The following is a 25,114-nucleotide window of genomic DNA, read 5'->3' on the forward strand; positions in this document are numbered from 1 at the left end:
CCGTGCTGCGCCCGCTCGACGCCGACGCCCCGTACGACATCGGCCCGTACCGGCTGCTCGCCGGACTCGGCTCCGGCGGGATGGGCACGGTCCATCTCGCCGTCCCGCCCGGCGGCGGTGCCGGGGACCTGGTCGCGCTGAAGACCGTCCGCCGCGATCTGGAGCAGGAGGGCGACTTCCGGCTCCGCTTCCGGCGCGAGGCGGAGGCGGCGCGGGCGGTGCGCGGCCCGTACGTCTCCGCGCTCGTCGACGCGGCCCCGGAGGCCGAACGGCCGTGGCTGGCCACCCAGTACATCGCCGGGCCGTCGCTGGAGGAGGCGGTGGGACGGCGCGGTCCGCTGCCCGTGCCCGTCGTCCGCGACCTGGGCGCGGCCCTCGCGCGCGGGCTGGCGGCCGTGCACGGCGCACGGCTCGTCCACCGGGACCTGAAGCCCGCCAACGTCGTCCTGGGCGCCACCGGACCCCGGCTGATCGACTTCGGCATCGCCCAGGCGTACGACGCGACGGCGCTCACGGCGACCGGGGTGATGGTGGGGTCGCCGGGCTTCATGTCGCCCGAGCACGTGGCGGGCGACCGGTCGGTGACCGGCGCGTCCGACGTGTTCTGCCTCGGGGCGGTGCTCTGCTTCGCCGCCACCGGTCACGGGCCGTTCGAGGACACCGAACTCGCCGCGATCGTGCACCGCATCGCCCAGGGGCGGCCCGACCTCTCCCGGGTGCCGGAGGAGCTGCGGGGGATCGTGACCGACTGCCTGCACCCGGACCCCGACCGCAGACCGACGACCGCCGGGCTGATCCGCGCGCTCGACACCACCTCCCCGCAGGACCGGCCGGGCGTCCCGCCGGCACCACCCCCTGGGGCCTTCCCCTGGCCGCAGGACGTGCGCGAGCTGATCGGGACGTACGAGACCGCCGTGGCGGCGGCCCTCGCCGCGCCCCCGATGCCCCGGACCGCCCCGACCCCGGCCCCGGCCGGAACCCCCGCAGGCCAGGACGCGGGGGACGGGCAGCCGGGGGCAGGGCCCACCCGCACCGCGCGACCGGCGTGGGCGCGCGGCCGCCGGCTGCGTCTGGCCGTCGGCATGGGAGCGGGGCTGCTCGCCGGAGTGCTGACGGCCGCCGTGCTGCTCCTCCCGGACGACGACCCCGGGCCGAGAACCCCGGGCAACGCCGGACCGGCACCGGAGCGGAGTGCCGGGGAGGGCGGCGGGAGCCCCGGCCCCTCGGCCGCGCCGCCCGCACGCACCGCGCCCGTGGCCGCCAGCGGGATGGCGGACTTCGGGCCCGACGCCCTGGACCGGACCCTCCAGCCCGAGGACTGGCGCCCGTGGGCGGTCTCCTTCGAGGGCCCCGGCGCGGCCGACGACTGCGCGCTCAGCGGCGATGTGCTCGTCTGCCGGCTCCGGGACGAGGCGACCCGGCGGACGGGGCTGGAGGCGCGGGACGCCTCGGACGGCTCCCGGCTGTGGCGCTATCCCGCCGAGGGCGAACCCGAACCCACCGGCCTCTTCGGTGTCGGCGGCCTCGACGTGGACGACCGGCACGCCTATGTCACCGCGGCCGACGGGGACGGTTTCGCCGTGCTGAACCTCTCCGACGGAAAGCCGGTCGCCCGGCTGCCCGGCCGGACCGGGTACGACCCCTCGGTGGTCCGGGTCCACGACGGGCGGATCTTCGCCTCGTACGCGGGCGGCGGCGGAGCGGGCAACTCCGGCAACATGCTCTTCCGCGCGTACGACGCCGGGGACCGCGCCCAGGTGTGGGAACGGGTGATCCCCTGGGCGTTCCCGCCGAGCCTGGACATCGTGGGCGACCGCGTCTGGCTCACCGGCACCCAGGCGACCCTCACCCTCGACCCGGCGACCGGGAAGACGCTGGCCGAGGCCCCCTGGAACTGCGACCGCCGCATCCGGAACGCCCCCTACGACGCCTGCGGCGACGGCATCGTGGACGCGCGGACCCTGCGGCCCGTGAGCGGCACCCGCCCGCGCGTCCCGGAGGCCGTGAGCCGCGACGGACTGCTCTTCGACGAGGGGGACGGCCGCCGCCAGGGCTCCCGGTACATCCGGGCGGTCGACGTGCGGAGCGGGAACGAGCGGTGGGCCGTGACCTGGACGCGCGGGGACTCCGTGGTGGTGGCCGGGGACAGGCTGCTGCTCTTCGGCGCCGCCGGTGTGCGCACCTTCGCGCTGGACGACGGCACCCCTCGGGCGTCGTTGGACACCGTCCGGAACTGGCCCCTGGAGGGCGGGGACAGCGCCCAGCCGACCACCGTGCTGGTGTCCGGCGGCGCGTACTTCCTGACCTTCGGCGACGGCACGGTGATGACGGCCCCGGTCCCCTGACCCCCTGAGCCCTGACCCCTTGAGCCCCCGGCCCGGCCCGGCCCGCACCGGACAACGGCCGGGGCGGGACGGGGGCTTGTGTCAGGCCGCCGTGAGGTGGGGGCGGCGGGACGGGGTGCGGGGCACGGGACGGACGGCGGGAGGCGGTTCCTCCGGGTCGCGCAGGAGGGCGACCAGGGTGGCGCGGGCCCGGGCCACCCGGGAGCGGACGGTGCCGACGGGGCAGCCCAGGGCGTCGGCCGCGTCCGCGTAGGGCAGGCCGAGGAGTTGGGTCAGGACGAACGCCTCGCGTCGCTCCGCGGGGACGGCCGCCAGGAGCTCGGCCAGTGCGACGCCGTCCTCGAAGCCGGGTGTCCGGGGCTGGCGTCTCTCCGCCAGGCTCTGCCAGTCGTCCCGGTCCGAGAGGCGGGGGCGGGCGGCCGCGTGGCGCAGGCTGTCGACGACGGTGCGCCGGGCGATGGACAGCAGCCAGGTACGGGCGGACGAGCGCCCCTCGAAGCGGTGCAGGCTCCCCAGCGCGCGCAGAAAGGTCTCCTGGGTGAGGTCGTCGGCGGCCTGCGGGTCCGCGCTGAGGTAGGTGACATAGCGCCGGATGTCGCGGTGCAGGGCGCGGACGAAGCTCTCCACGGCCTGCGGGTCGCCCCTGCGGGCGGCGAGCGCGATCCGGGTGACCTCGGCGTCGTCGGTGGCGCGGGCGCCGCGCTCGGGGGCCCGTTCCGTACGCTCCGGCGGCCTGTTCTCCGTTGCGGGGGAGGGGAGTCGGCGGGCCGGCGGGCGGGTGTGCGGGGGCGTGGGGGCAGGGGGCATCGCGAGATGTCCTTCGGTTCGGGGCCGGCGCGTGCGGGCGCCGGTGAGCGGGACGGCCTGCCGGACGGCATGGCCGGTGCCCGAGGCGCGGACGCGCGCGTCGGGATGCCGGCTGTCAGACGACAGCGGTCCCGGCAGGTGGGCCCCGAGTCCCACGGGAGGAGGCGAGCAGCAGGCGGCGCAGTGGCGCGGTCGTGCGACGGCGGCGTACGCGGACGCGCGGGAGGCCGAGCGGGGTCGGTACGCGCAGGACGAGGCGGAGCGGTGCCGCCAGCCGGCCCGCCACCGCGTGCAGGACACGGAAGACGGCGCGTTCGCCGTGGGCGAGCCACAGTCCGCACAGCAGGGCGGCGAGGAGGTGGGCGGCCAGCATGCCGGTGGGGGAGACGGCCGCCATGTCGTGGCCGGCCGGCATCGCGCTGTGCGCGAGGTGGCCGGCGGTCTGGTGGGCGTGGTCGGCGGCGGCGAGGAGGCCGGTGTCGGGCAGGAGGCCGGTGTCGGCGGCGTGCGCGGTGGCGCCGTGCCCGGTGGCGCCGTGGACATGGGTCGTGACGCCGGACGGCGCGGCGGCGGGCGGGGCGGCGGTCGCGGGTGAGGTCCGGCAGAGCAGGTGGTCGGCCCACTGGCGGAGGAAGGACACCCCCGGGGGCCGGGCGGTGGCACTCACGGTCTGGGCGAGGGAGAAGGCCGAGTGCAGGCCCGCCTGCACCGCGACCGTCGCCGCCGTCACCGCGCCCGCGCCGCGCTCGCGGCCGGTCAGGGCCCAGGCGGCCGTGCCCGTCACGGCGAACGCGACGGCGAGACCGGGCCAGGCGACGGGCGCGCCGGACATCAGGATGTGGCCGACCGCGGCGAGCAGCACACAGGTGGCCGCGAAGGTCGCGGCCCTCACTGCTCGGCAACATCGGCCTGAAGTCATGGCGGGCTCATCCTCGCACTCATCGGCATGACCGGTACGGGCTGGTACGGAAATCCACAACCGGAATCGCCGGTGTGCGCGGTGTGGTTCACGCCACAACTTCCGCCGGGAACCAGGCAGTTGGCCGAGCCGACTTCTGGGGGTGGCCCGGCGGTCCGTACGGTGCCGTGCAGGGCCCGCGTCAGGCGGGCGGTACGCCCACCGCGCGGCGGCGGGCGGGGGCGCGCGGGAGCGCGTGCGCGAGGGAGAGGCGGGCGGACGTGACGGGCGGGACGGACAACGGGTCGGGCGGGACGGACTTGGGGACGCGGGCGGGCGACGGAGCCCCCGGCGGCGGAAGCGGCGGCGGGCGGGCTCTGACGGCCCTGCTCACCGCGGCGATGGCGCTGTCCATGCTGCAGTTGTTCCTGCTGGGCGCCCTCGGGCCGCGGCTCACGGCCGAGTTGGGCGTCTCCCCCATGGTCCTCGGCCTGACGGCGACCCTCGGCTTCGGGACGGCCGCCGTGCTGTCTCCCCTGAGCGGGCGGCTCGTCGACCGGATCGGGCCGCGCCGGGCGCTGACCGCGCTGGCGCTGGTCACGGCCCTCGCCCTCGCCCTGATCGCGCTCGCTCCCGGGGCCGGGCTGCTGCTGGGGGCGGTCGCCCTGGGCGGACTGCCGCAGGCACTGGCGAACCCCGCGACCAACAAGGCGATCGTCGCGGCCGTGCCGCCCGCCCGGCGGGCGGCGGTGACGGGCTGGAAGCAGTCGGGCGTGCAGCTCGGCGCGTTCGCGGCCGGGCTTCCGCTCGCCGGGCTGGCGGCCGGGCTGGGGTGGCGCGGGGCGGTCTGGGCGGCCTCGGCGTCGGCTCTCGTCGTCGCGGTGCTGGCGGCCCGGCTGCTGCCCCCGGACGCGCCCTCGTCGTCAACCAAGCCCGGGAAGGGGCCGGTTGGGCTCCAGGGTGGCGGGGGTCGCGGGCATGTGGGGTGGCTGGCGGCGTTCTCGCTGTTCCTGGGGGCGGGGATCGCCTCCGTGAACACCTATCTCTCGCTGTTCGGCGACCGCCGGCTCGGGCTGGGGCCGACCGCCGCCGCCGCGCTGGTCGCCGTACTCGGCGTCGCGGGGATCGCGGGCCGGGTGGGCTGGTCGAAGGCGGCCCGCCCCGGTCGGGCCGAGTGGCTGCCCTCGCTGCTCGCGGTGGGCGCGGTGGGCGCCGCGCTGCTGCTGGTCGCCTCGGCGCGCGCGTCCTGGCTGGTGTGGGTGGCGGCGGTCGCGTTCGGGATCTTCGCCGTGTCCGGCAACGCGGTCTCCATGGTGCTCGTCGTCCAGCGGGCCGCGGCGGGGCGGGCGGGGCAGGACTCCGCGCTGGTCGCCGCCGGATTCTTCGCCGGATTCGCCGTCGGGCCACCGCTGTTCGGGCTCCTGGCGCGCGGCGACCGGTACGCGGAGGGGTGGTTGGTGGTGGCCGCGGAGTTCACGGTGGCGGCGGGCGTGGCCTGCGGGTGGGCGGTCCGCGACCGCCGCCGGGCGGGGTCCGGTACAGGGCCGGGGCTCGGGAAGGGCGCGGCGGGGTGAGCGTTCCGGCGCGGGATAACGACGAGGCGGTGCGGGACACGGCCTGGGCGGAGGCGGCGTTGGACGCGGTGCTGGCGCGGGTCGCCGTCACCCGGGCCGAGGTCGGCGACCGCTTCCCCCTGTACGCCGACCCGGCCACCGGACGGTGGACGACCACCCGGCGCGGCTCGTGGACCGGGGGGTTCTGGGCGGGGCTGCTGTGGCTGCGGGCCAGGCGGACGGGCGCGGCCGACGACCTGGCCGCCGCCGTCGCCCGCACCCGCGCGCTCGCGCCCTGGGCGGAGGCGGACACCGCGACCAGGGGCCTGATCGTCTGGTACGGGACCGCGCTCGCCGACCGGGGCGCGGGGGCGGCCGAGGCGGCGGAGCTGCGCGAGCGTGCGGCGCGCTCCTGTCTCGCCGCCTTCGACCCGGGGCTCGGCCTGGTCCCGTGGGGCGACGCCCTCGGGGGCGACCGGGCCCAGGCTCGGACGGACGGGCTGCCCGGGATGCTGCAACTCCTCGCCTGCGCGGGGCCGGACGGGGTCACGGCGGCCGTCGGGCACCTGGGCCGCCACCTCGGTCTCTGCCTGGGCGGCGGGGGCGGGGAGGCGGACGGCGGGGTGCGGCCGGCCTGGCGGTACGGCGGAGCGGGGTCCGGCCGGGGCGTCGGCTTAAACCCCGCCCCGGACGCCGGTTCCGGCTGGCAGCCGTGCGAGGAGCCGGGGCCCGGCCCGGGTTCCGGACTCGGCCCGGACGCCGGCTCGGGCTGGCAGGCGTGCGCGGAGCCGGGGCCCGGCTGGGCCCGGGGCCGGGCGTGGCTGCTGCTCGCCGTCGCCGACGCGCTGCTCCACCCGGAGGCCGCGCGTCGGCTGCGGCCGGGACCGGCGGCCCGCCGGATCGCGGACGGCCTCCTCGGCGGACCGCTCGTGCCCCTCGCCGACACCGCGCACCCGGCGGGGTCGCTCGACACCTCGGCGGCGGCGATCACCGCGGTCGCGCTGCTCAAGCTGGCCCGGGCCGAGGTGCCGGACGCGGAACGGTACGGGGCGCGGGGCGTCGCGGTGCTGCGCCGGCTGACGACCGCGCACCTCTCGGGTGCGGGCGGCCCGGTCCCGGCCGCGCCCGGTCCGCGCGCCGGTGCGGGGCCGCGCACGGCGGGGGTGGTGCCGCCGGCCGCGCCGCGCCTCGGCGGGCGGGCCGCGGACCGGGGCGTGGTCCCGGACGGGATGCTGCTGGACGGCTGCTACGACGCCGCGCGCGGGACGGCCATGCGCCACGAGCTGATCTGGGGCGACTTCTTCCTCGCCCTCGGACTGGCCGCGCTCACGGGGTCGGTCGGGATCGACGAGGTCTGACCCCGGACGGGGCGACGCGCCTGAGCGGGCGCAGCCCGGGGTGGGCGTTGCGGCGTGGGGGGCCAGCCCGGGGTGGGCGTTGCCCGACGTGGGCCCCCGAGGTCTGACGCCCGAGCGGGGCGCAGACCGCTGTGGGGCGCAGGCCGGCGTGGGGGTGTGCCCCCGGCGTGGGGGCCCGACGAGATCTGGCGCCCAAGCGAGGCGCAGCCCGGCGCGAGGCGCTACCCGGACGAGACGACGCGCCCGAGCCGGGCACAGCCCGACGTGAGGGATGCCCCCGATGTGGGGGGCCCGACGAGATCTGACGCCCGAGCGGGGCGCAGCCCGGCACGAGGCTCAGCCCCGGCGGGCGACGCACCGGGGGCAGCGACGCGCCCGAGCGAGGCTCAGCCCGGCGCGAGGCACAGCCCGACGTGAGGGATGCCCCCGATGTGGGGGGCCCGACGAGATCTGACGCCCGAGCGGGGCGCAGCCCGGCACGAGGCTCAGCCCCGGCGGGCGACGCACCGGGGGCAGCGACGCGCCCGAGCGAGGCTCAGCCCGGCGCGAGGCACAGCCCGACGTGAGGGATGCCCCCGATGCGGGGGGGGATGCCCGACGAGGTCTGACGCCCAAGCGAGGCGTCACCCGGCGTGGGCGCAGCCCGAGCGGGGCGCAGTCCGGCACGAGGCGCAGCCCGCCGTGGACGTTGCCCGACACGAGGCGCAGCCCGGCGGGGCGCTGCCCGGCCGGGCTTTGACCCAAGCGAGGCGCAGCCCGACGCGAGGCGTTACCCGGCCGGGCGCTGCCCGACGCGAGACGTTGCCCGGCGCCGGGCGCAGCCCGCACGGCGGGTGGTCACCGGCGCGCCCCGCCCCCGTACCCCCGCAGCACCCGGCGGGCGACCGACGTGACGTGGAGTTCGTCGGGGCCGTCGAGGATCCGGGCGGCGCGGGCCACGCGGAAGAGCGCGGGGAGGGCCGTGTCCGGGCCGAGGCCCGCCGCGCCGTGGACCTGGACGGCCGCGTCCGTCACCTGCTGGAGCATCCGCGCGGCGGCGACCTTCGCGAGGCCGGTCTCCGTCCGCGCGTCCCGCCCGTCGGCGACCAGGGCCATCGCCTCGTGCACCAGCGGGCGCGTGGTGCGCAGGGCGAGCAGCGCCTCGAAGACGTGCTGCTGGACGAGTTGGTGGCCCGCGAGCCCCCCGTCCGCACCGGCCCGGGACACCGCCCGCTCGCAGAGGAGGTCGAAGGCACGCCCGGCCTGCCCGAGCCAGCGCAACGCCCGCAGGGTCCGGCCGAGTTGGAGCCGCTCCCCCGCCACGGCGAGCCCCTGCCCCGGCGTGCCCAGCAGATGGTCCGCCGGTACGGAGACGCCGTCCAGCTCGATCTCCCCCTGTCCCGCCGCCCCCAGCACCGGCGTCTCCCGCACGAAGCGGAAGCCCGGCGCGTCGGCCGGGACCAGCAGCAGGGACAGGCCGTCGCGGTCGCCCGCCTCGCCGCCGGTGCGTGCGAGGACGGTCACGAGGTCGGCGTGCGCCGCGCCGGAGACGAACCACTTGCGGCCCGTCAGGCGCCAACTGCCGTCCGGCGAGCGCTCGGCACGGGTGCGGGTGAGCAGGGGGTCGGTGCCGGGGCTGTCCGGCTCGGTCATCGCGTAACTGCCGGCCAGGTCCCCGGCCACCAGCCGCTTGAGGTAGCGGTCACGGACGGCGGGCGCCGCGTGCCGGGCCAGCATCCGCGCGTCGAGGAGGGAGGCCGAGCCGAGGGCGGCCGGGCCGTGGTCGCTCGCGCCCTCCGCCTCCGCGATCCCCGCGTACGCGCGCAGGGTCAGCCCGCCGCCGCCCAGCTCCGCGGGGAGGGGCAGCGCCCACAGGCCCGCCGCCTTCGCCTGGCGGCGCAGCGCGGTGAGGGTGCGCCGGGCGTCCGGTCCGCCCGCGTCCAGCACCGCCTCCTCGGGGAACACCCGGGTGCGCACGAACTCATCCACGCGCTCGCCGAGTTCGGAGCAGGACGCGGATTCGCGGTCCCCGGGCCCGGCTGGGCCGGCGGTCGCGGCGGGCCCGGTGGCGGTCGCGGGCCGGGCGTCCCGGGCAGGTTCCGGGCCCCGCGCGGCGGCGGTCACCGCTTCGGCGTCCCGGGTGGCGGCGGGGCCGGCGGTCGCGGCGGGCGGGGGCTGCGTCATGGCTTCTCTCCGGTCTGCCGGGAACTCCCGGCCGCGGTGGTCCGACTGTCTGTTCCGTGGAACGGGTCGGGCGCGAGGCCCGCGGAGTTCCCGCCGCCGGCGGGTCCTGCCGACCGGGCCCGTCGAGTCGATGGCGCTGCCACCGCCGCGCCACGAGAGGAGAGGCATGGCGTCACCAGTCACCACGAGGACGGACCGGCCGCTCGCGTCGTTCACCTTCACGCCGTCGGGGCCCGAGCCCGTCGCCCGGGTCGTCACCGGCCAACTGCGCCTGCTCGGCGCGGACATCGCGCCCGCGAGCAACCAAGGACCGGCACAGGACCCGGCGGTGCTCGACGGGCCCGGCTTCGCGCCCGTCCACGCCCGGACCACCTGGTCCACGCCGGGCAGCGGGATCACCGACGAGGCCACCGCACAGGCGGCCACCGGGGTCATGGCCGTGAACGGCCGCCGCGACGGCGTGCCGTCCGGTCTGGCGGCCGACTACCTCGCCACCGCCACCGGGCTGCTCACCGTGCAGGGGCTGCTCGCCGCCCTCATCGGGCAGGCGCGCGGGGTGGCGGCCCCGGTCCGCGAGGTGACCACCCGCGCCGACCGGGCCGGGCTGCTGACCGTCTCTCAGTACCTCGCCGCCGCCGGGGCGGAGGAGGGCGAGGCCACCGAACTGTCCCCGGGCGGGCCGCCGTTCACCTCGGCCGAGGGTGTGCTGTTCGAACTGGAGACCCTGGACCCGGGGGTCTGGGCCCGGTTCTGGCGGGCCCTCGGCGCTCCGGAGGACGCGATACGCGCGGGGTGGCGCCCCTTCCAGTTCCGTTACGCCACGGCGTGCGCGCCGCTGCCGGACGTCCTCCACCGCACCACCCGGCACCACCCGTTCGACGCGCTCGCGCGGGCCGCGGCCGGGGCGGGGGCGCACATCTGCCGGCTGCGGACCCTGCGGGAGCGGGCCGCGGAACGCGACGCGGAGCAGGGCGGCGCAGAACCGTTCACCCTCACCCCGCTCACCCCGCCGAGCCCCGGTCCCGGTCCCGGACCCGGCCCCGGACCCGCGCCCGGCCCGGGGCCCGACGCGGATCACGCACCCGGTCCCCGGACCGCCCCCGTCGACCGCCCGCTCCACGGCCTCACCGTGCTGGAGGCCGGCCGCCGCATCCAGGCCCCGCTCGCGGCCCATCTCCTCGGCCTGCTCGGCGCCGAGATCGTGCGCGTCGAGCCCCCGGGCGGCGACCCGCTGCGCGGTATGCCGCCCGCCTGCTCGGGCGTCTCCGCGCGCTGGCTCGCCCTCAACCGCGGCAAGAGCGCCGTCGAGATCGACATCAAGTCCCCGGCCGGCCGGGACCGGTTGCGCGAACTGGCCGCCGGGGCGGACGTGTTCCTGCACAACTGGGCGCCCGGCACCGCCGCCCGCCTCGGCCTCGACGCGGCCGACCTCGCCGCCGTCAACCCCGCCCTGGTGTACGCGTACACGGGCGGCTGGGCGGACCGGATCGAGGCGGCCCCGCTGGGCACCGACTTCATGGTCCAGGCCCGCACCGGTGTCGGCGAGGCGGTCCGCCCCGAGGGCACGCCGCCCGCCCCCAGCCTGATGACGCTCCTCGATGTGCTGGGCGGCCTGCTCGGCGCGGAGGCGGTCCTCGCGGGCCTGCTGCTGCGCGAGCGCTCCGGGCGCGACGGGCGCGGCGGCATCAACGTCCCTGACACGTACGGCGCTTACGAGGGCACCGACGCGTACGACGCCCGCTCCGGCGACGACGGCGCCACGCGCCCGGGCGACCGCGGCACCCGCCCCGAAGGCCCCGGCCAGGACGGCACCCGCCCCGGCCCCCGCCACCGTGCCCGCACCGGCGTCCGCGTCGAGTCGTCCCTCCTCGGCGCCGCCGACCTGCTGACCGGCCCCGCGCTGCGCCGCGCCGCCCGTGGGGAGAACCCCCGGCGGCCGACGGGCTTCCGCCGCCCCCTGCCGACGGCGGACGGCTGGCTCGCGCCGGACGACGCCTGCGCCCGCGCGGCCGCCGCGTTCGACCTCACCGCCCTCCCCACCGACGAGGCGCTGGCCCGGCTGCGCGACCTCGGACTCGCGGCGACCCCGGTCACCACCGACCTGGCCGCCCTGCACGACGACCCGCGCTTCGCCGGCTCGATCAGCCGCGACGCGCACGGTGCCCCCGCCGTTCCCGACCCCTGGAGCTTCCTGTGACCGTTGCCCTGCGCGATCTGCTGCCCGCCGGACTCCGCCGTGCCTGGGCCACCGACGGGACCTGTCCGGACCTCGACCTCTACAGCCTCTACCGGGCCCGGCAGATCGCCGATCCGCACCGGACGGCGGTCCTGGATGCCAAGGGGAAGCTCTGCTACACGGCCCTGGACCGCAAGGTCCGATGTCTGGCCGCCGGGCTCAGAGACCTCGGCGTCGGGCCCGGCGATGTCGTCGGCGTACAGCTGCCCGACAACCGCCAGGCCGTCATGGCCGACCTGGCCCTCGCCGCGCTGGGGGCCGTCGCCCTGCCGTTCCCGGTCGGGCGGAGCGCGCTGGAGGCCGAGTGCCTGCTGCGGCGGGCCGAGGCGGTCGCCGTCGTGGCCCCGGTCGAGCACCGGGGCGCGCACCCGGCGGCCGCACTCCGGGCGCTCGCCCCGGCGCTGCCCGCGTTGCGGCAGGTGATCGCCGCCGGGCCGGGCGACGCACCCGAAGGAACGATTCCGCTGCCACGGCTGACCCGTACCGACGCCGCCGGCTTCGTGCCCGCGCGCCCCGACCCGGACTCCGCCGCCCGCATCCTGGTCTCCTCCGGCTCCGAGGCCGAGCCCAAGATGGTCGCGTACTCCCACAACGCGCTGGCCGGCGGCCGGGGCAACTTCCTCGCCTCCCTCATGCCGGACGGCACCCCGCCGCGCTGCCTCTTCCTGGTGCCCCTGGCCTCCGCCTTCGGCTCCAACGGCACGGCGGTAGCGCTGGCCCGGCACGGCGGCACCCTCGTCCTGCTCGACCACTTCACCCCGGGGGCCGCCCTGGCGGCGGTCCGGGAGCACCGGCCGACGCATGTCCTCGGCGTCCCGACCATGATCCGCATGATGCTCGACCACCTCGACCACCTCGACCACCTCGACCACCCGGACGCCACGGCCGCCGCCGGCGCCGCGGCAGACGCGGACGCCGCCGACGGCACGACGGACCCGGGCGGCGCCGCGCGGGACCGGCTCCCCTCCCCCACCGCCCTCGTCCTCGGCGGCGCCCCCCTCGACGCGGGGACCGCCGAGGCCGCCGCGGAGGCGTTCGGCTGCCCGGTCGTCAACCTGTACGGGTCCGCCGACGGCGTCAACTGCCATACCGGGCTGGACCACCGCACCCCGCCGACCGACGCCTCCGGGGTCGTCGCCGGCCGCCCCGACCCCCGTGTGGCGGACATCCGGATCACCGACCCGGCCACCCACGAGGCCCTGCCCGACGGCCGGGTCGGCGAGATCACCGCCCGGGGGCCGATGACCCCGCTCTGCTACGTCGGCGCGCCCGAACTCGACGCCCGCTACCGCACCCCCGACGGCTGGGTGCGCACCGGCGACCTCGGCTACCTCGACGAGGACCGGGTCCTGCACGTGGTCGGCCGGCTGAAGGACGTCGTCATACGCGGCGGCGCGAACATCAGCCCCGCCGAGGTGGAACGGGAACTGCGCACCCACCCGGGGGTGCGGGACGTGGTGTGCGTCGGGGTGCCGGACCCGCTGATGGGAGAACGTCTCGCCGCCTGCGTCGTACCGCGCGGAACCGGGGCCGGGGACGGGGACGGCGAGGACGCGCCGACGCCGGCCGCCCTGACCGTGCACCTCGACGCCCGGGGCCTGGAGCGTCGCAAGCACCCCGAGCGCCTGCTCCTGGTGGCCGAGATCCCCCTGACCCCGGCGGGCAAACCCGACCGCGCGGCCCTGCGGGAACGCCTGGCGGCGGAGCCGGCGGGCGACCGGGGGGAGGGGGCCGCCGGGTCACGGCCGCCCCTCGCGCACACGGGCTGAGCGGCAGCACGCACCCCCGCCGGCGCCGGGCACCACGCGCCCCGGGCCCGGACCGTGCACACGGTCCGGGCCCGGGGCGTACCGCGCGTCCTACGACGCCATCGCCTTCTTCAGCGCGTCCGCCGCGTTGCGGTACACCGCGAGCAGATCGAGGTCGTCGCCCGGGTAGTTGACGATCGGGACCTGCTTCGCGCCGGAGTCGGGGAGCACGGTCCCGGTCGACATATGGGCGTTGTCCAGGACCAGGGCGGGCTTCTTCGCCGACAGGTCCTTGAGCTGCCCGGGGGTGACCGCCTCCGGTCCGAAGGTGCCGACCGTCGTGGCGCCCGCCATCCCAGCCGCCCAGGCGGTGAAGACCTGGCTGACCACGTTCGGGCTCTTCCCCTCGGGCCAGGCCGACTTGAGGTCCTTGCCCAGGGCCGCGTACTCGGTGTCGAAGGTCTTCTGCCAGGCCGCCGCCTCGCCGCTGGTGCCGAACTTGTCGGCAAGCCGGGCGACTTCGGCCTTCACCTTCGCCGGGTCGTTGTCGAGGGCGACCTCGACCAGCTCCCCCTTCGACCCCGCCGCCTCCTTGATCTTCTCCGCGTACGGCTCGAAGGGCGCGTAGAGCACGAAGTCGGCCTCGGCGACGGCGGCCAGGTCGGAGGGCTTGGGGTCGTAGTCCGGGGCGTGGTGGACCGACTGCGGGACGATCACCTCGATGTCCTTCGCCCCGGCCGCCTTGGCGAAGGCGCCCTCCCAGGTGGTGGTGACCACCACCTTCGGGCCGTCGGCGCCCGCCTTGTCCCGCGGCTTCGCGGCCGGGGAGTCGTCGGCGGCGCAGCCGGTGACCAGGGTGAGGGCGAGGCCGCAGCTCAGTGCGAGGAGGGCAGGGACGGCAGGGATGCGGACGCGGGTGCGCGCCATGAGCGGTTTCTCCGTTCGGGTACGAGATGGACCCCGAGGACGACGGCCCCCGCGGTCAGGACGAGGACCGGGCCGGGCGGCCAGTCCAGCCAGAGGGCCACGAGGAACCCCGTCAGGTTGACGGCGACGCCGATCGTCACCGCCCACAGGGTGATCGAGGTGAGCGAGGTGCCCAGCCGCCGGGCCGCGAGGGCGGGCAGCAGGGTGAGCGCGTCCACCAGCAGGGCGCCGGTGAGCTTGATGGCCCCGGCGACGGACACCGCCACCAGGACCAGCAGCACCAGGGTCAGGGCCCGGACCGGGACGCCCGAGCACTGGGCGAGTTCCCGGTCGTGGAGGAGGAGGGCGAGGTCGCGCCGGCGCCACCAGAAGAGGCCGGGCGCGAGGACGGCGAGGGTGCCGAGGACGACGAGGTCGGCGGTGCCGACGGAGAGGATGGAGCCCCACAGCAGCGCGAACGCGCCCGAGGCGTTGACCCCGGAGACGGCGAGGACCAGCAGGGCCGCCGCGACCGCGAGGCTCATCAGCAGGCCCATCGCGCCCGAGAGACCGCTCGGGGTCCGGGCGAGCGGCGCGACACCCGCCCCCGCCAGCGCGCAGGCCACCAGGGCGCACACCAGGGGATCGAGCCCGGTCAGCAGCCCGACCGCCACCCCGAGCAGGGCCACGTGCATCATCGCGAAGCGCACCGGCATGATGTCGAGACCGACGATCACGACGCCGACGACCGGCAGCCCGACGGCCGCGAGCAGCAGGGCGAACCCGGCCCGCTGCACGGGTACGAGTTCGAGCAGGGCCCCGAGTTCGGCCGGGCTGTTCACCGGACCACCTCCCGCAGCCGTCCGGCGGCCATCTCCAGGACCCGGTCGCAGCGTTCGGCGAGGGCGCGGTCATGGGTGACGACCACCAGCGTCACGGGCAGGCCGGTGAGCACGTCGGCCGCCTCGTCCTGGCCCGCGAAGTCCAGTGCGGCGGTGGGTTCGTCGGCGAGCAGCACCTGCGCTCCGGCGGCCACGCAGCCGAGCGCGCGGGCGAGGTACATACGCTGCAACTGGCCGCCGGAGAGGGTGTCCAGGGGCCGGTCGAGCACCCCGCCCACACCGAGGCGCCCGGCGGCCCGCGCGGCCTCCGCCGGTTCGCCGCCACTGGCCAGCAACTCACCGCCCAGCAGGGGGAAGCGGCCGGTGGCGGGCTTCTGGGGGACCCAGGCGCAGTCCCGTCGCCGCCGCGCCCACTCGGCGCCGGACCGGGCCTCCCGGCCGCCGACCAGGACCGTCCCGCTCACCTGCCGGTGCAGCCCGAGCACGGCCCGCAGCAGGGTGCTCTTCCCCGACCCGTTGGTCCCGGTCAGGGCGACGCGCTCACCGGCGGCGATCTCCAGATCGACCCCGTCCACGGCCACCACCCGCCCGTGCCGGCAGGTCACCCCCCGCAGCCGCACATCGAGCCCGCCCATCGCTCCCACCCCTCCCCGGCGGCGGACGGCACCGGGCCGCCCGCTCACGGGGCAGTAGTCGGACGGGCCGCGCCGGAAGTTCCCGCGCGCTGGGGGAGTTTCCCGATGACCGGCCGCCCGGGCCGCTCACCAGGTAGTCGTACGCGGCCCCCGTCCGGTGCCCGTGGAACGGCGGGTTCCGGGGGCATCGGGGGCACGGACAGGCCCGGGTGTGCATCCGGTCGTGGGTGTGCGCCCGCTTGGCGGGGGTGCGGGACGGGCAGGGTCCTGGCGTCCGGGCATGTCGGGCGCGAGGTCCGGAGCCGGAAGCCCCAGCGAGAGGTGAGCGTGATGACCGACGTGCGAGACCTGGAACCCGTGGCGACCTTCTGCGGCAACTGCGACTGCGGCTGCCCGCAGTTGTTCGTCGACGAGAGCGCTCCGGCCGAGCGCCGGGTCGTGATCACGGACGACTTCGGCCAGCAGGTGCGGATGAGCGCCGACCAGTTCGCCTCCCTCGTCGCCGAGGCCAAGGCGGGCGCCCTGGACGCGATCGCCTGACCGGCGGGCGGGCCCGGCGCCGAACGGCCCCCGGGTGCTACGGGGCGGCGGTCGGGACCGGTCGCTGCCCCGGGCCGTCGTAGGAGGCCAGCGGCCTGATGAGGGCGTTGTGGGCGAGCTGCTCGGTGATGTGCGCGGTCCAGCCCGTGATGCGGCTCATCACGAAGATCGGGGTGAAGAGCGGGATGTCGAAGCCCATCAGGTGGTACGCGAGCCCGGCCGGGTAGTCCAGGTTCGGGTGGATGCCCTTGCGGGTGACCATGGCGTGGCGCAGCGCCGCGTGCAGGGTGGCCAGCCGGGTCACCTCCGGGTCCCCGGCGCGGGCGACCAGCCGGTCCAGCGCCTCCTGCATGATCGGTACGCGGGAGTCGCCGTGCTTGTAGACGCGGTGGCCGAAGCCCATGATCTTCCGCCGGCCGGCCAGGGCCCCGTCGAGCCACTCCTCGGCGCGGCCGGGGTCCCCGATCTCGTTGAGCATGTGCATCACGGCCTCGTTGGCGCCGCCGTGCAGCGGGCCCTTGAGCGCGCCGATCGCGGCGGTCACCGCGCTGTAGAGGTCGGAGAGGGTGGAGGTGACCACCCGCGCGGTGAACGTCGAGGCGTTGAAGCTGTGTTCGGCGTAGAGGATCAGCGAGACCTCGAAGCAGCGGACCACGTCCGGGTCGGGGACGGTGCCGAAGCACATATGGAAGAAGTTCTCGGCGTAGCCGAGCGAGGGGTCCGGCGGGATCGGGGCGAGACCCCGGCGGCGGCGCTGGTCGGCGGCGACCACGGTGGGCAGTCTCGCCAGCAGGGTGAGCGACTTGGCGAGGTTCGCGGCCGGGCTGCCGTCGTCCTCCGTCTGGTCCTCGGCGCCGAAGACGCTGACGGCGGTGCGCAGCACGTCCATCGGGTGGCAGGTCCCGGGGAGCCGGGCCACCAGTTCGGCGGTGGTGCGGTCCAGCGGGCGCAGGGCCCGCTCGGCGGCGCGGAACTCGCGGAGCTGGGCCGCGTCGGGGAGTTCGCCGTGCCGGAGGAGGTACGCGACCTCCTCGAAGGAGCGGTGCGCGGCCAGGTCCTGGACGGGATAGCCCCGGTAGGTGAGGGAGTTGGTCTCCTCGATCACCGTGGAGATGCCGGTGGTGTCGACGACGACACCGGCCAGTCCCCGGTGGACGCCGGGTGAGGTGGTGGTCATGGGCGGGTGCCTCCGTGGTCGGGCATGGGCGGGTGCCTCCGGTGGTCAGGTACCGGGCGGGTGCCTCCGGTGGTCAGGTACCGGCGGGTGCCTCCGGTGGTCAGGTACCGGGCGGAAGGGTGAAGTCGAAGACGGCCGCGTCGAAGGCCGTGTACTGCTCGTAGCCGAGGACCTCGTAGAGCCGGGAGCGGGTCTGCATCCTTTCCAGCAGGGCCCGTTGGGTGCCGTCCTCGGCGAGGGTGCGCAGGCCGTCCTCGACCGCGCCCATCGCGAGGCGGAAGAGAGTGACGGGGTAGAGGGCGATGTTGTAGCCCAGGTCCTCCAGGGTGCGCGCGTCCAGCAGCGGCCCCTTGCCGAACTCGGTCATATTGGCGAGCAGGGGTACGTCGAGGGCCTCGCGGAAGGCCGCGAACTCGGCCTCACCGGCGAGGGCTTCGGGGAAGACCGCGTCGGCTCCCGCGTCCACATACGCCTTGGCGCGGTCGATCGCCGCCGCGAGGCCCTCCACCGCGCGGGCGTCGGTGCGGGCCATCAGCAGGAAGTCCGGGTCCCGGCGGGCGTCGGCGGCGGCCCGGATCCGGCGGGTCATCTCCTCGCGCGGGACGACGGACTTGCCGTCGAGGTGGCCGCAGCGCTTGGGGGTGACCTGGTCCTCCAGATGGAGCCCGGCCAGGCCCGCGTCCTCCATCAACTGCACGGTCCGGGCGGCGTTCAGGGGCTCGCCGAAGCCGGTGTCGGCATCGATCAGCACGGGCAGACCGGTGACCCGGGTGGTCTGCTGGGCGCGGGCCGCGACCTCGGTGGCGGTGGTCAGACCGATGTCCGGCAGCCCGAGGTCGGCGGCGAGCACGGCCCCGGAGAGGTACGCGGCCTCGAACCCGGCCTCCTCGATCAGCCGGGCCGAGTACGGGTTGACCGCGCCGGGCATCCGGAGCAGCCGCCCCGAGGCGAGGGCCGCCCGGAAGGCGCGCCGCCGCTCGACGGGTGTGGTCCGGGTGTGGAGCACCATCAGAACAGCCCCTTCGGGAGGGTCGCGTCGTACGCGGCCGGCACCTCGGCGGGGACGGCCGGGAACAGCCCGTCCAGCCCGCCGGTGCTCAGCTCCGCGACCCGCTCCGCCGCCGCCAGGAAGCGGTCCTGCGCGTCCGGGGCGACGACGCCCTCGGCCAGGGCGCGGAACTTGGCCGTGTAGGCGGCCCGGTCGAAGGGGCGGGCCCCGGCCGGGTGCGCGTCGGCGACGCCGAGTTCGTCCTCGATCACCGAGCCGTCCTCCAGGGTGACCACGGCCCGCCCTCCGAAGGCCCGGCGCTCCGGGTCCGGGTCGTGGTAGCGGCGGGTCCACTCCGGGTCCTCGACGGTGCTCACCTTCCGCCACAGCGCCACGGTCTCCGGGCGGCGGGCGCGCTCGGGGGCGTAGGAGCGCTCGTGGTGCCAGACGCCGTCCTCCAGGGCGACGGCGAGGATGTACGGCACCGAGTGGTCCAGGGTCTCCCGGCTGGCGGCGGGGTCGTACTTCTGCGGGTCGTTGGCGCCGGAGCCGATGACCTGGTGGGTGTGGTGGCTGGTGTGCAGCACCACGGACCGCACCCGCTCCAGCGGCCCGGTCTTCTCGCGCAGCCGCCGCGCCAGGTCGATCACCGCCTGGGCCTGGTACTCGGCGGAGTGCTCCTTGGTGTAGGTGTCGAGGATCGCGCGCCGGGGCTCGCCGGGCTCCGGGAGCCGGACGGTGTACTCGGCGCCGGGGCCGTCCAGCATCCACGCGAGGAAGCCGTCCTCCCCCTCGTAGATCGGCGACGGGGAGGTCTCGCCGCGCATCGCCCGGTCCACCGCCTCGATCGCGGCCTTGCCCGCGAAGGCCGGGGCGTACGCCTTCCAGCTGGAGATCTCGCCCTTGCGGGACTGCCGGGTCGCGGTCGTGGTGTGCACCGCCTGCTGCACGGCCTGGTACACCGTCGCGGTGGGCAGCCGGAGCAGGGCGCCGAGCCCGCAGGCGGTGGCCGCGCTGAGGTGGGCGACATGGTCGATGCGGTGTTCGTGCAGGCAGATGCCCCGGACCAGGGCGACATGGATCTCGTACGCGGCGACGATCGCGCGCAGCAGGTCGGCGCCGGTCCGGCCGGTGTGCTGGGCGACGGCGAGCAGGGGCGGGATGTTGTCGCCGGGGTGGGAGTAGTCGGCGGCCAGGAAGGTGTCGTGGAAGTCGAGTTCGCGTACGGCAGTGCCGTTGGCCCAGGCGGCCCACTCGGGGGAGACCCGGGCGGCGCTCCCGAAGACGGAGGCGCCGGGGCGGGCGGGGCCGGCTGTGGCGGGGGCGTCCGTGGCGTGGGCGTCCGTGGCGTGGGCCCCCACCGCGTCAGCGCTCACGGGGTCGCCGGGCGCCGTGTCACCGGGCCACATGTGCGCGGCCGACGTGTGGCCAGCCGACGTGTGCGCGTCGGCCATGTGGCGAGCCCCCATGTGCCCGGACGACATGTGCCCGGACGACATGTAGCCACCCACCATGTGCGCGAGGGCCTGGGCGCGGGCCACCGCGACCGGCCGGCGCCGCAGCGAGGCCACCGCCACCGCCGCGTTGTCGATGATCCGGTTGACGGCCATCCCGGCCGCCGCCGGATCGAGGGCCGCCGCCTCCTCGGTGGCCGTCGCGACGGCGGCCAGCTTCCACGCGAGCTGCTCCTCGCGGGGCAGCCGGTCGGCGCTGGGACGGACGCGTACCTGGTGGTCGATCACGGGACTCCTCCGGGGCGGCGGGCGGCGGATCCGCGCGCCCGGCGCGAGGGCGCCCGGGCCGCGGGGGTGGCGGTGCGTTCGGTGGTGCGTTCGGTGGTGCGTTCACCGGCAGCCTGCCCGCCCCGAGGGGTCCCCGCCACGCCTCCACCCTGCGGAATCCATCCCCGGAAACCCTGTGAAACGGCGAATTCTGCGAAATCCGCGAATGCTATGTTCGCAAGAAGGCGTGCCGCCGCGGGCTGGTCCCGCAGGCGAGCCGGAGGCCGTCCGGACCCACGGATGAGAACGGGTGAAGCACCATGGGACGTCCCCCCACCCGCAAGATCTACGCCCACGCCAAGCTGCGGAAACTCCGCCGCGAGCACGGGATGAACCAGGTGGAGCTGGCCCGGGAGCTGGCCATCTCCACCAGCTATCTCAACCAGATCGAGCACAGCCACCGCCCCCTCACCGCCTCCGTCCTGCTGCGGATCGCCGAGGTCTTCGGCGTCGACCCCGAGTTCTTCTCGGAGGCCGGTGAGGAACGCCTCGCCACCGGGCTGCGGGCCGTCCTCGCCGACGAAGCGTGCGGGATCTCGCTGCCCGCCGACGAGATCGGCGACATCGTCCGCGACCACCCCGAGGCCGCGCAGGCCCTCATCGCCCTCCACCACCGCTACCGGGACGCCGCCGAACGCGTCGCCGCCCTCGCCCCGGCCGAGGACACCGCCGCCCTGCCCCCGGCCGAACCCCACGACGAGGTACGGGACTTCTTCTACGCGCACCACAACCACTTCGGCCCCCTCGACGAGCTGGCCGAGCACACGGCCGAGGCCCTCGGCACGGGCGCCGCGAACCACGGCACCGCCACCCACGGCACGGCGAACCACACCGTCGGCCGCACCGTCGACGCCCTGACGGCCCGGCTCGCGGACCGGCACGGCGTACGCACGGTCCAGGCCCGGGAACGGACCGCCGACACCCGCCGCTACGACGCGGAACACGGCCTGCTCCTGCTCTCCCCCTGGCTGAGCGACGGGCAGCGGGCCTTCCAGCTCGCCACCCAACTGGCCTTCCTGGAACACGGCCCGCTGCTCGACCGGCTCGTCGGCGACGCCCCCGACCCGACCTCACCCGAGGCGGCGGGCCTGGCCCGGATCGGGCTGGCGAACTACTTCGCCGGGGCGCTGCTCATGCCGTACACCGCGTTCCACGCCGCGGCCGAGGAGGTGCGCTACGACATCGAGCTGCTCCAGGTCCGCTTCGGCGTCGGCTTCGAGACGATCTGCCACCGGCTCAGCACCCTCCAGCGGCCGGGCCGGCGCGGGGTGCCGTTCTCCTTCCTGCGGGTCGACCGCGCCGGGAACATCTCCAAACGGCAGTCCGCGACCGACTTCCACTTCTCCCGCCTCGGCGGGACCTGCCCGCTGTGGACGGTGTACGCGGCGTTCTCCGCCCCCGGCCGGACCCTCACCCAGGTCGCCGAGATGCCCGACGGGAAGCGCTACTTCTGGGTGGCGCGCACGGTGAGCCGGGGCGGGCACGGGCACCGGGCCCCGCGCGCCGAGTTCGCCGTCGCCCTCGGCTGCGAACTCCGCCACGCCCACCGGCTGGTGCACGCCGAGGGCGTCGCCCTGGACGACCCCCGGGCGGCGACCCCGATCGGCCTGGGCTGCCGTATCTGCGAACGCCGCGACTGCGCCCAGCGCGCCCGGCCCCCGGCCGGCGGTCTCCTCGCCGTCGACGCGGACCGGCGCACCCATGTGCCGTATCCGGTGGTCACGGAGGGCTGAACGGAGGGCTGAACGGGCCCGCGGCGCACCACCGCCCGGGCGCCCGGGAATTTCTTCTTCCCGGGACCAATCCGGGGCGGCCGGGGCGCCGAATAGAGGGCGTGACGATCAACGCGAGGTTCCCGCAGCGGCGCCGGCCGCGTCGCGCCGGCGCGGCCGGTGCCACGCGAAGACCGTGACCTGACGACCCCCTCGGCACGTCCCGACCGGACGGTGACCGGGCCCCCGCGCCCCGCGCCTCTCCCGGGACGTTCCACACCCTCCACCAGTCACTCAACGCAGTCGACCGACCACTCAGGAGTCACCATGAACGCCTTCCGCTTCCGCCGCGCCGCCGTCGCCGTGACCGCCGCCGCGGTCCTGCCCCTCGCCCTGACGGCCTGCGGCGGGGACGACAGCTCCTCCGACGCGGCCGCGGACAAGAGCACCGGCGCCCCGGCCGAGGACAAGGCCAGCCCCACCGCCGACACTTCCGCCCCCATGGACGGCCCCTTCGGCCCGGCGTGCGCGTCCGTGCCGAAGGACGGCGCGGGCTCCTTCGACGGCATGGCCCAGGACCCGGTCGCCACCGCCGCGTCCAACAACCCGGCCCTGTCCACCCTGGTCACCGCGGTCCAGAAGGCGGGCCTGGTCGACACCCTCAACAACGCCCAGAACATCACGGTGTTCGCGCCGACCAACGACGCCTTCGCCAAGATCCCGAAGGCGGAGCTGGACAAGGTCCTGGCCGACAAGGAGATGCTGACCAACATCCTCACGTACCACGTGGTCGGCGAGAAGCTCGCCCCGGAGCAGTTGGAGAACGGCACCCACGACACCCTCCAGAAGTCCACCCTCACCACCAAGGGCTCCGGCGAGGACTACACCGTCAACGACTCCTCCAAGGTCGTCTGCGGCAACGTCCCCACCGCCAACGCCACGGTCCACATCGTCGACACCGTCCTGATGCCGACGTCCTGACCGCCGGACGGTCCCCGGCCCGCCCCCGCCCCCGCCCCCGCCCGCGCCCCGGTCGTCGGCGGGGCGCGGGCGGCCGATGATGGGAGGACGTCGAGCGGGCGGAGCCGGTCATGGCGGGATGGCTGATCAGGGAGTACACCCAGGACGACCTGGAGGCGGTGATCCGGGTCGACACGGAGAGCGGGACGACCGGGGAGCCACCCCTCTTCCAGCTCTCCGACGCGGTCGCCGCCCTCCAGGCGGCCCATCCGGCGGTGGTCGCGGTGTCCGGTGACGAGGTGGTCGGGGCGGCGGTGGGCCGGGTCGAGGGCGACCGGGCCTGGCTCCTGCGGATCTGCATGGCCCCGGCCTGGCGGCACATGGGCATGGGCAGCGCCCTGGTCACCGCCCTGGAGGACCGGCTCCTGGCGAGCGGGGTCCGGGCGGTGCACGCGGTGCTCCCCGAGGGCGAGACCGGCGCCACCGCGCTGCTGAACTGCGGATACGAGGCCCGCGAGGGCCTGGTCTTCTTCGAGCGGCGCGGACCGGTGACGGCGGAGGCGATCGGTCTGCTCTCCTCCCTCGGGGCGGAGCTGCCGCCCGGCGGGCTGTGGCAGAAGGTGGCCGGGATGCGGCGCGAGAAGGAGATCATCGAGCGCCGGCTGGTCCTGCCGCTGGCCCACCCCGAACTGGCCTCCCAGCACGGGGTGGAGCCGCCCCGCGCGGTCATGCTGTTCGGCCCGCCGGGCACGGGCAAGAGCACCTTCGCCCACGCCATCGCCAGCCGCCTGGGCTGGCCCTTCCTGGAGCTGTTCCCCGCCCGCCTCGCCGCCGAGTACGGGCTGGCGGCCGGGCTGAGCCGCCGCTTCGACGAGATCGGCCGGCTCGACCACGTCCTGGTCTTCATCGACGAGGTCGAGGAGGTCGCCGCCGCGCGCAGCGGCGCGGACCCGACCTCGGTCGGCGTCGTCAACGAACTCCTGAAGGCGATCGTCCGCTTCCGCGGCCAGGACGGGCGGCTGCTGGTGTGCGCCACCAACAACGTGACCATCCTGGACCCGGCCTTCCTGCGCCACGGCCGCTTCGACTACGTCCTGCCCATCGGCCCGCCCGACCGGGTCGCCCGCGTCGCGCTCTGGGAGAGCTACCTCGCCAAGGCCGGCGCCGAGGCCGACGGCGAGGCCCTCGCGGACGCCAGCGAGGGCTTCACCCCGGCCGACATCGCGCACGCCGGCCGCACCGTCTCCCAGGCCCAGTTCGAGCGCACCTTCGACACCGGCACCCGTTCCCGCCCGACCACGGCCGACTACCTGGCCACCATCCGCACCACCCAGCCGACGGTCAGCCCCGCGATGACCCAGGAGTTCACGGAACAGACCGAACGCTTCGCCCGCCTCTAGGCAGTGCGCCGTGCCGGGCGTCGTGGCCCCGGCCCTGGCCCGCCGGACACCTCCCGGCCTCCTCCGCCCCCCTGACCTCGCCACAGAGCTGACATGGCGTGATCTTCTGTGTGAGCATGCAGAGTTGGCGGTGACGGACCGCCGGCCGAGGGGGAGCGCAGTGGAAGACGGGCAGCGGAAGGGCGCCGCGCGGTTCGTGCGGACGGCGCTGGTGATCGTGCTCGCCGGGATCGTCGGCGGGATCGTGGGCGTCGCGGCGTACGCGATCAGCCAGACCGGGGGACAGCGGCTGTCGGTCGTCGTCGGCTGCCTCCTCGGGGTCGCGGTGGCCATCGCCGCCGAGCTGTACCGCCGGTACGTGCAACTGACCGACATCCGGCTGATCGTGCTGGGCAACGAGATGTCGTTCCGGGCCAGGACCGATATGCGGCAGGCCGCGCAGCGGATGTTCTTCCAGGCGGCCACCCGGATCGCGACCCGCCCGCTGGACGACGACCACGGCAACCTCCGGGAGGCACTCGCCTCTCTCAAGACCCTGTTCGACCTCTACCGCGAGCCGCTGGAGTCCGACGCCGCCCCGCTCCCGCCCGCCGGGGGCAACTCCGTCTACGAGGTGGCCCTCGACATCCTCAACGTCGAACTGGCCCCCTTCCTCGCCAAGTGGCACCCCCGGCTGAAGTCCTTCGAGGACGCCTACCCCGACCGGGACGAGTCCGAGTGGCCGGAGAACGCGGCGTTCCGCGAGGAACTCCGCGATCTGCAGGGCAGGTTGCGCACCCATGTGATCGCCCTGGGCCGGATCGCCCGCATCCCGGACCCCGCCGGCCACCTCCGCCGCGCGGCCGAGGCCGCGATCCCGGCGAACGGGGGCCCGGCGAACGGAGGCCCCGCGAACGGGAGCCCGGCGACCACGGACCCGTCCCCCGCCTCCCCCGGAGACCCGTCCGTCCCCCGCCAGCAGCCGCCGCCGGCCACCACGTCCGCGTGAGGGAAGGTCCCGCCGCACTCGCCCGTGACCTGGCGGATGATGGACGGGTGACGATCTCCTGCCGCGAACGGTCGCGA

20 protein-coding genes are annotated in these 25,114 nt (G+C 76.3%); 10 read left to right on the forward strand and 10 right to left on the reverse strand.

The features are described 5' to 3' along the window. Positions 1–2: 2 nt before the first annotated feature. Positions 3–2,345 carry a protein kinase gene (locus tag ABZ457_RS00160; protein ID WP_359152150.1) on the forward strand — a complete coding sequence of 781 codons (2,343 nt, stop codon included), beginning with the start codon at positions 3–5 and terminating at the stop codon, positions 2,343–2,345. 81 nt (positions 2,346–2,426) lie between these two features. Here ABZ457_RS00160 and ABZ457_RS00165 read toward each other — a convergent pair whose 3' ends face one another. The 3 genes from ABZ457_RS00165 to ABZ457_RS00175 form a co-directional block, all read right to left on the reverse strand. Further along, positions 2,427–3,152 (reverse strand): sigma-70 family RNA polymerase sigma factor, encoded by a 726-nt coding sequence (locus ABZ457_RS00165; protein WP_359152152.1) that lies wholly within the window; start codon positions 3,150–3,152, stop codon positions 2,427–2,429. Positions 3,153–3,267: 115 nt separating this feature from the next. Next, a complete protein-coding gene (locus tag ABZ457_RS00170; protein WP_359152154.1) occupies positions 3,268–4,044 on the reverse strand; it encodes a hypothetical protein in 777 nt (258 codons plus the stop codon). A 208-nt stretch (positions 4,045–4,252) separates the two neighbouring features. Beyond that, positions 4,253–4,465, reverse strand: a complete 213-nt coding sequence (locus ABZ457_RS00175; RefSeq protein WP_359152156.1) for a hypothetical protein — start codon at positions 4,463–4,465, stop codon at positions 4,253–4,255. Between ABZ457_RS00175 and ABZ457_RS00180 the strand changes: the two genes are divergently transcribed. Then, a complete protein-coding gene (locus tag ABZ457_RS00180; protein WP_359152158.1) occupies positions 4,464–5,624 on the forward strand; it encodes an MFS transporter in 1,161 nt (386 codons plus the stop codon). The genes ABZ457_RS00175 and ABZ457_RS00180 overlap by 2 nt on opposite strands. Then, positions 5,621–6,961 (forward strand): sugar ABC transporter permease, encoded by a 1,341-nt coding sequence (locus ABZ457_RS00185; RefSeq protein ID WP_359152160.1) that lies wholly within the window; start codon positions 5,621–5,623, stop codon positions 6,959–6,961. The genes ABZ457_RS00180 and ABZ457_RS00185 overlap by 4 nt, the downstream gene beginning before the upstream one ends. An 837-nt stretch (positions 6,962–7,798) precedes the next feature. Here the strand turns inward: ABZ457_RS00185 and ABZ457_RS00190 are convergent. After that, positions 7,799–9,124, reverse strand: a complete 1,326-nt coding sequence (locus tag ABZ457_RS00190) for an acyl-CoA dehydrogenase family protein (RefSeq protein ID WP_359152162.1) — start codon at positions 9,122–9,124, stop codon at positions 7,799–7,801. A 166-nt stretch (positions 9,125–9,290) separates the two neighbouring features. Here ABZ457_RS00190 and ABZ457_RS00195 point away from each other — a divergent pair, with 166 nt between their 5' ends. Together ABZ457_RS00195 and ABZ457_RS00200 are read left to right on the forward strand one after the other, a co-directional pair. Beyond that, positions 9,291–11,321 (forward strand): CoA transferase, encoded by a 2,031-nt coding sequence (locus ABZ457_RS00195; RefSeq protein WP_359152164.1) that lies wholly within the window; start codon positions 9,291–9,293, stop codon positions 11,319–11,321. Further along, positions 11,318–13,129, forward strand: coding sequence for a fatty acid--CoA ligase family protein (locus ABZ457_RS00200; protein WP_359152166.1), 1,812 nt, complete (start codon positions 11,318–11,320; stop codon positions 13,127–13,129). Before ABZ457_RS00195 ends, ABZ457_RS00200 begins: the two co-directional genes overlap by 4 nt. 90 nt (positions 13,130–13,219) lie before the next feature. Here ABZ457_RS00200 and ABZ457_RS00205 read toward each other — a convergent pair whose 3' ends face one another. The 3 genes from ABZ457_RS00205 to ABZ457_RS00215 are packed head-to-tail and all read right to left on the reverse strand — an operon-like array spanning position 13,220 to position 15,491. Further along, on the reverse strand, positions 13,220–14,035 hold the full coding sequence (locus tag ABZ457_RS00205) for a zinc ABC transporter substrate-binding protein (RefSeq protein WP_359152168.1): 816 nt from the start codon (positions 14,033–14,035) through the stop codon (positions 13,220–13,222). After that, positions 13,984–14,856, reverse strand: a complete 873-nt coding sequence (locus tag ABZ457_RS00210; protein WP_359152170.1) for a metal ABC transporter permease — start codon at positions 14,854–14,856, stop codon at positions 13,984–13,986. Before ABZ457_RS00210 ends, ABZ457_RS00205 begins: the two co-directional genes overlap by 52 nt. Continuing rightward, a complete protein-coding gene (locus tag ABZ457_RS00215) occupies positions 14,853–15,491 on the reverse strand; it encodes an ATP-binding cassette domain-containing protein (protein WP_359152173.1) in 639 nt (212 codons plus the stop codon). The genes ABZ457_RS00210 and ABZ457_RS00215 overlap by 4 nt, the downstream gene beginning before the upstream one ends. Before the next feature lie 330 nt (positions 15,492–15,821). Between ABZ457_RS00215 and ABZ457_RS00220 the strand changes: the two genes are divergently transcribed. Beyond that, on the forward strand, positions 15,822–16,031 hold the full coding sequence (locus ABZ457_RS00220) for a hypothetical protein (RefSeq protein ID WP_018845970.1): 210 nt from the start codon (positions 15,822–15,824) through the stop codon (positions 16,029–16,031). A 37-nt stretch (positions 16,032–16,068) separates the two neighbouring features. Here the strand turns inward: ABZ457_RS00220 and ABZ457_RS00225 are convergent, their stop codons facing one another. From ABZ457_RS00225 to ABZ457_RS00235, 3 genes are all read right to left on the reverse strand, one after another. Then, complete coding sequence (locus ABZ457_RS00225) at positions 16,069–17,208, reverse strand: bifunctional 2-methylcitrate synthase/citrate synthase (RefSeq protein ID WP_359152176.1); 1,140 nt, start codon at positions 17,206–17,208, stop codon at positions 16,069–16,071. Positions 17,209–17,308: 100 nt separating this feature from the next. Beyond that, positions 17,309–18,214, reverse strand: a complete 906-nt coding sequence (gene prpB / locus ABZ457_RS00230) for a methylisocitrate lyase (RefSeq protein ID WP_359152666.1) — start codon at positions 18,212–18,214, stop codon at positions 17,309–17,311. A gap of 2 nt (positions 18,215–18,216) precedes the next feature. Then, positions 18,217–19,938: an MmgE/PrpD family protein gene (locus tag ABZ457_RS00235; RefSeq protein WP_359152178.1), complete on the reverse strand. Its 1,722-nt coding sequence runs from the start codon at positions 19,936–19,938 to the stop codon at positions 18,217–18,219. 299 nt (positions 19,939–20,237) lie between these two features. Between ABZ457_RS00235 and ABZ457_RS00240 the strand changes: the two genes are divergently transcribed. From ABZ457_RS00240 to ABZ457_RS00255, 4 genes are all read left to right on the forward strand, one after another. Next, on the forward strand, positions 20,238–21,710 hold the full coding sequence (locus ABZ457_RS00240) for a short-chain fatty acyl-CoA regulator family protein (protein ID WP_359152180.1): 1,473 nt from the start codon (positions 20,238–20,240) through the stop codon (positions 21,708–21,710). A gap of 306 nt (positions 21,711–22,016) precedes the next feature. Continuing rightward, positions 22,017–22,670, forward strand: coding sequence for a fasciclin domain-containing protein (locus tag ABZ457_RS00245; RefSeq protein ID WP_359152182.1), 654 nt, complete (start codon positions 22,017–22,019; stop codon positions 22,668–22,670). Positions 22,671–22,780: 110 nt separating this feature from the next. Beyond that, positions 22,781–24,049, forward strand: a complete 1,269-nt coding sequence (locus ABZ457_RS00250; protein WP_359152185.1) for a GNAT family N-acetyltransferase — start codon at positions 22,781–22,783, stop codon at positions 24,047–24,049. Between the two features lie 160 nt (positions 24,050–24,209). After that, positions 24,210–25,037, forward strand: coding sequence for a hypothetical protein (locus tag ABZ457_RS00255; RefSeq protein WP_359152187.1), 828 nt, complete (start codon positions 24,210–24,212; stop codon positions 25,035–25,037). Positions 25,038–25,114: the final 77 nt, after the last annotated feature.

Source organism: Streptomyces sp. NPDC005805 (assembly GCF_040630445.1).
Classification (GTDB): Bacteria; Actinomycetota; Actinomycetes; order Streptomycetales; family Streptomycetaceae; genus Streptomyces.

Excerpts from the sequence above, each read along its gene's own strand:
- ABZ457_RS00245 (WP_359152182.1), top strand. The coding sequence starts at position 22,017 with ATGAACGCCTTCCGCTTCCGCCGCGCCGCCGTCGCCGTGACCGCCGCC.
- ABZ457_RS00215 (WP_359152173.1), bottom strand. The coding sequence starts at position 15,491 with ATGGGCGGGCTCGATGTGCGGCTGCGGGGGGTGACCTGCCGGCACGGG.
- ABZ457_RS00190 (WP_359152162.1), bottom strand. The coding sequence starts at position 9,124 with ATGACGCAGCCCCCGCCCGCCGCGACCGCCGGCCCCGCCGCCACCCGG.
- ABZ457_RS00165 (WP_359152152.1), bottom strand. The coding sequence starts at position 3,152 with ATGCCCCCTGCCCCCACGCCCCCGCACACCCGCCCGCCGGCCCGCCGA.
- ABZ457_RS00180 (WP_359152158.1), top strand. The coding sequence starts at position 4,464 with ATGCTGCAGTTGTTCCTGCTGGGCGCCCTCGGGCCGCGGCTCACGGCC.
- ABZ457_RS00225 (WP_359152176.1), bottom strand. The coding sequence starts at position 17,208 with ATGACCACCACCTCACCCGGCGTCCACCGGGGACTGGCCGGTGTCGTC.
- ABZ457_RS00240 (WP_359152180.1), top strand. The coding sequence starts at position 20,238 with ATGGGACGTCCCCCCACCCGCAAGATCTACGCCCACGCCAAGCTGCGG.
- ABZ457_RS00250 (WP_359152185.1), top strand. The coding sequence starts at position 22,781 with ATGGCGGGATGGCTGATCAGGGAGTACACCCAGGACGACCTGGAGGCG.
- ABZ457_RS00175 (WP_359152156.1), bottom strand. The coding sequence starts at position 4,465 with ATGGACAGCGCCATCGCCGCGGTGAGCAGGGCCGTCAGAGCCCGCCCG.
- ABZ457_RS00205 (WP_359152168.1), bottom strand. The coding sequence starts at position 14,035 with ATGGCGCGCACCCGCGTCCGCATCCCTGCCGTCCCTGCCCTCCTCGCA.
- ABZ457_RS00195 (WP_359152164.1), top strand. The coding sequence starts at position 9,291 with ATGGCGTCACCAGTCACCACGAGGACGGACCGGCCGCTCGCGTCGTTC.
- ABZ457_RS00220 (WP_018845970.1), top strand. The coding sequence starts at position 15,822 with ATGACCGACGTGCGAGACCTGGAACCCGTGGCGACCTTCTGCGGCAAC.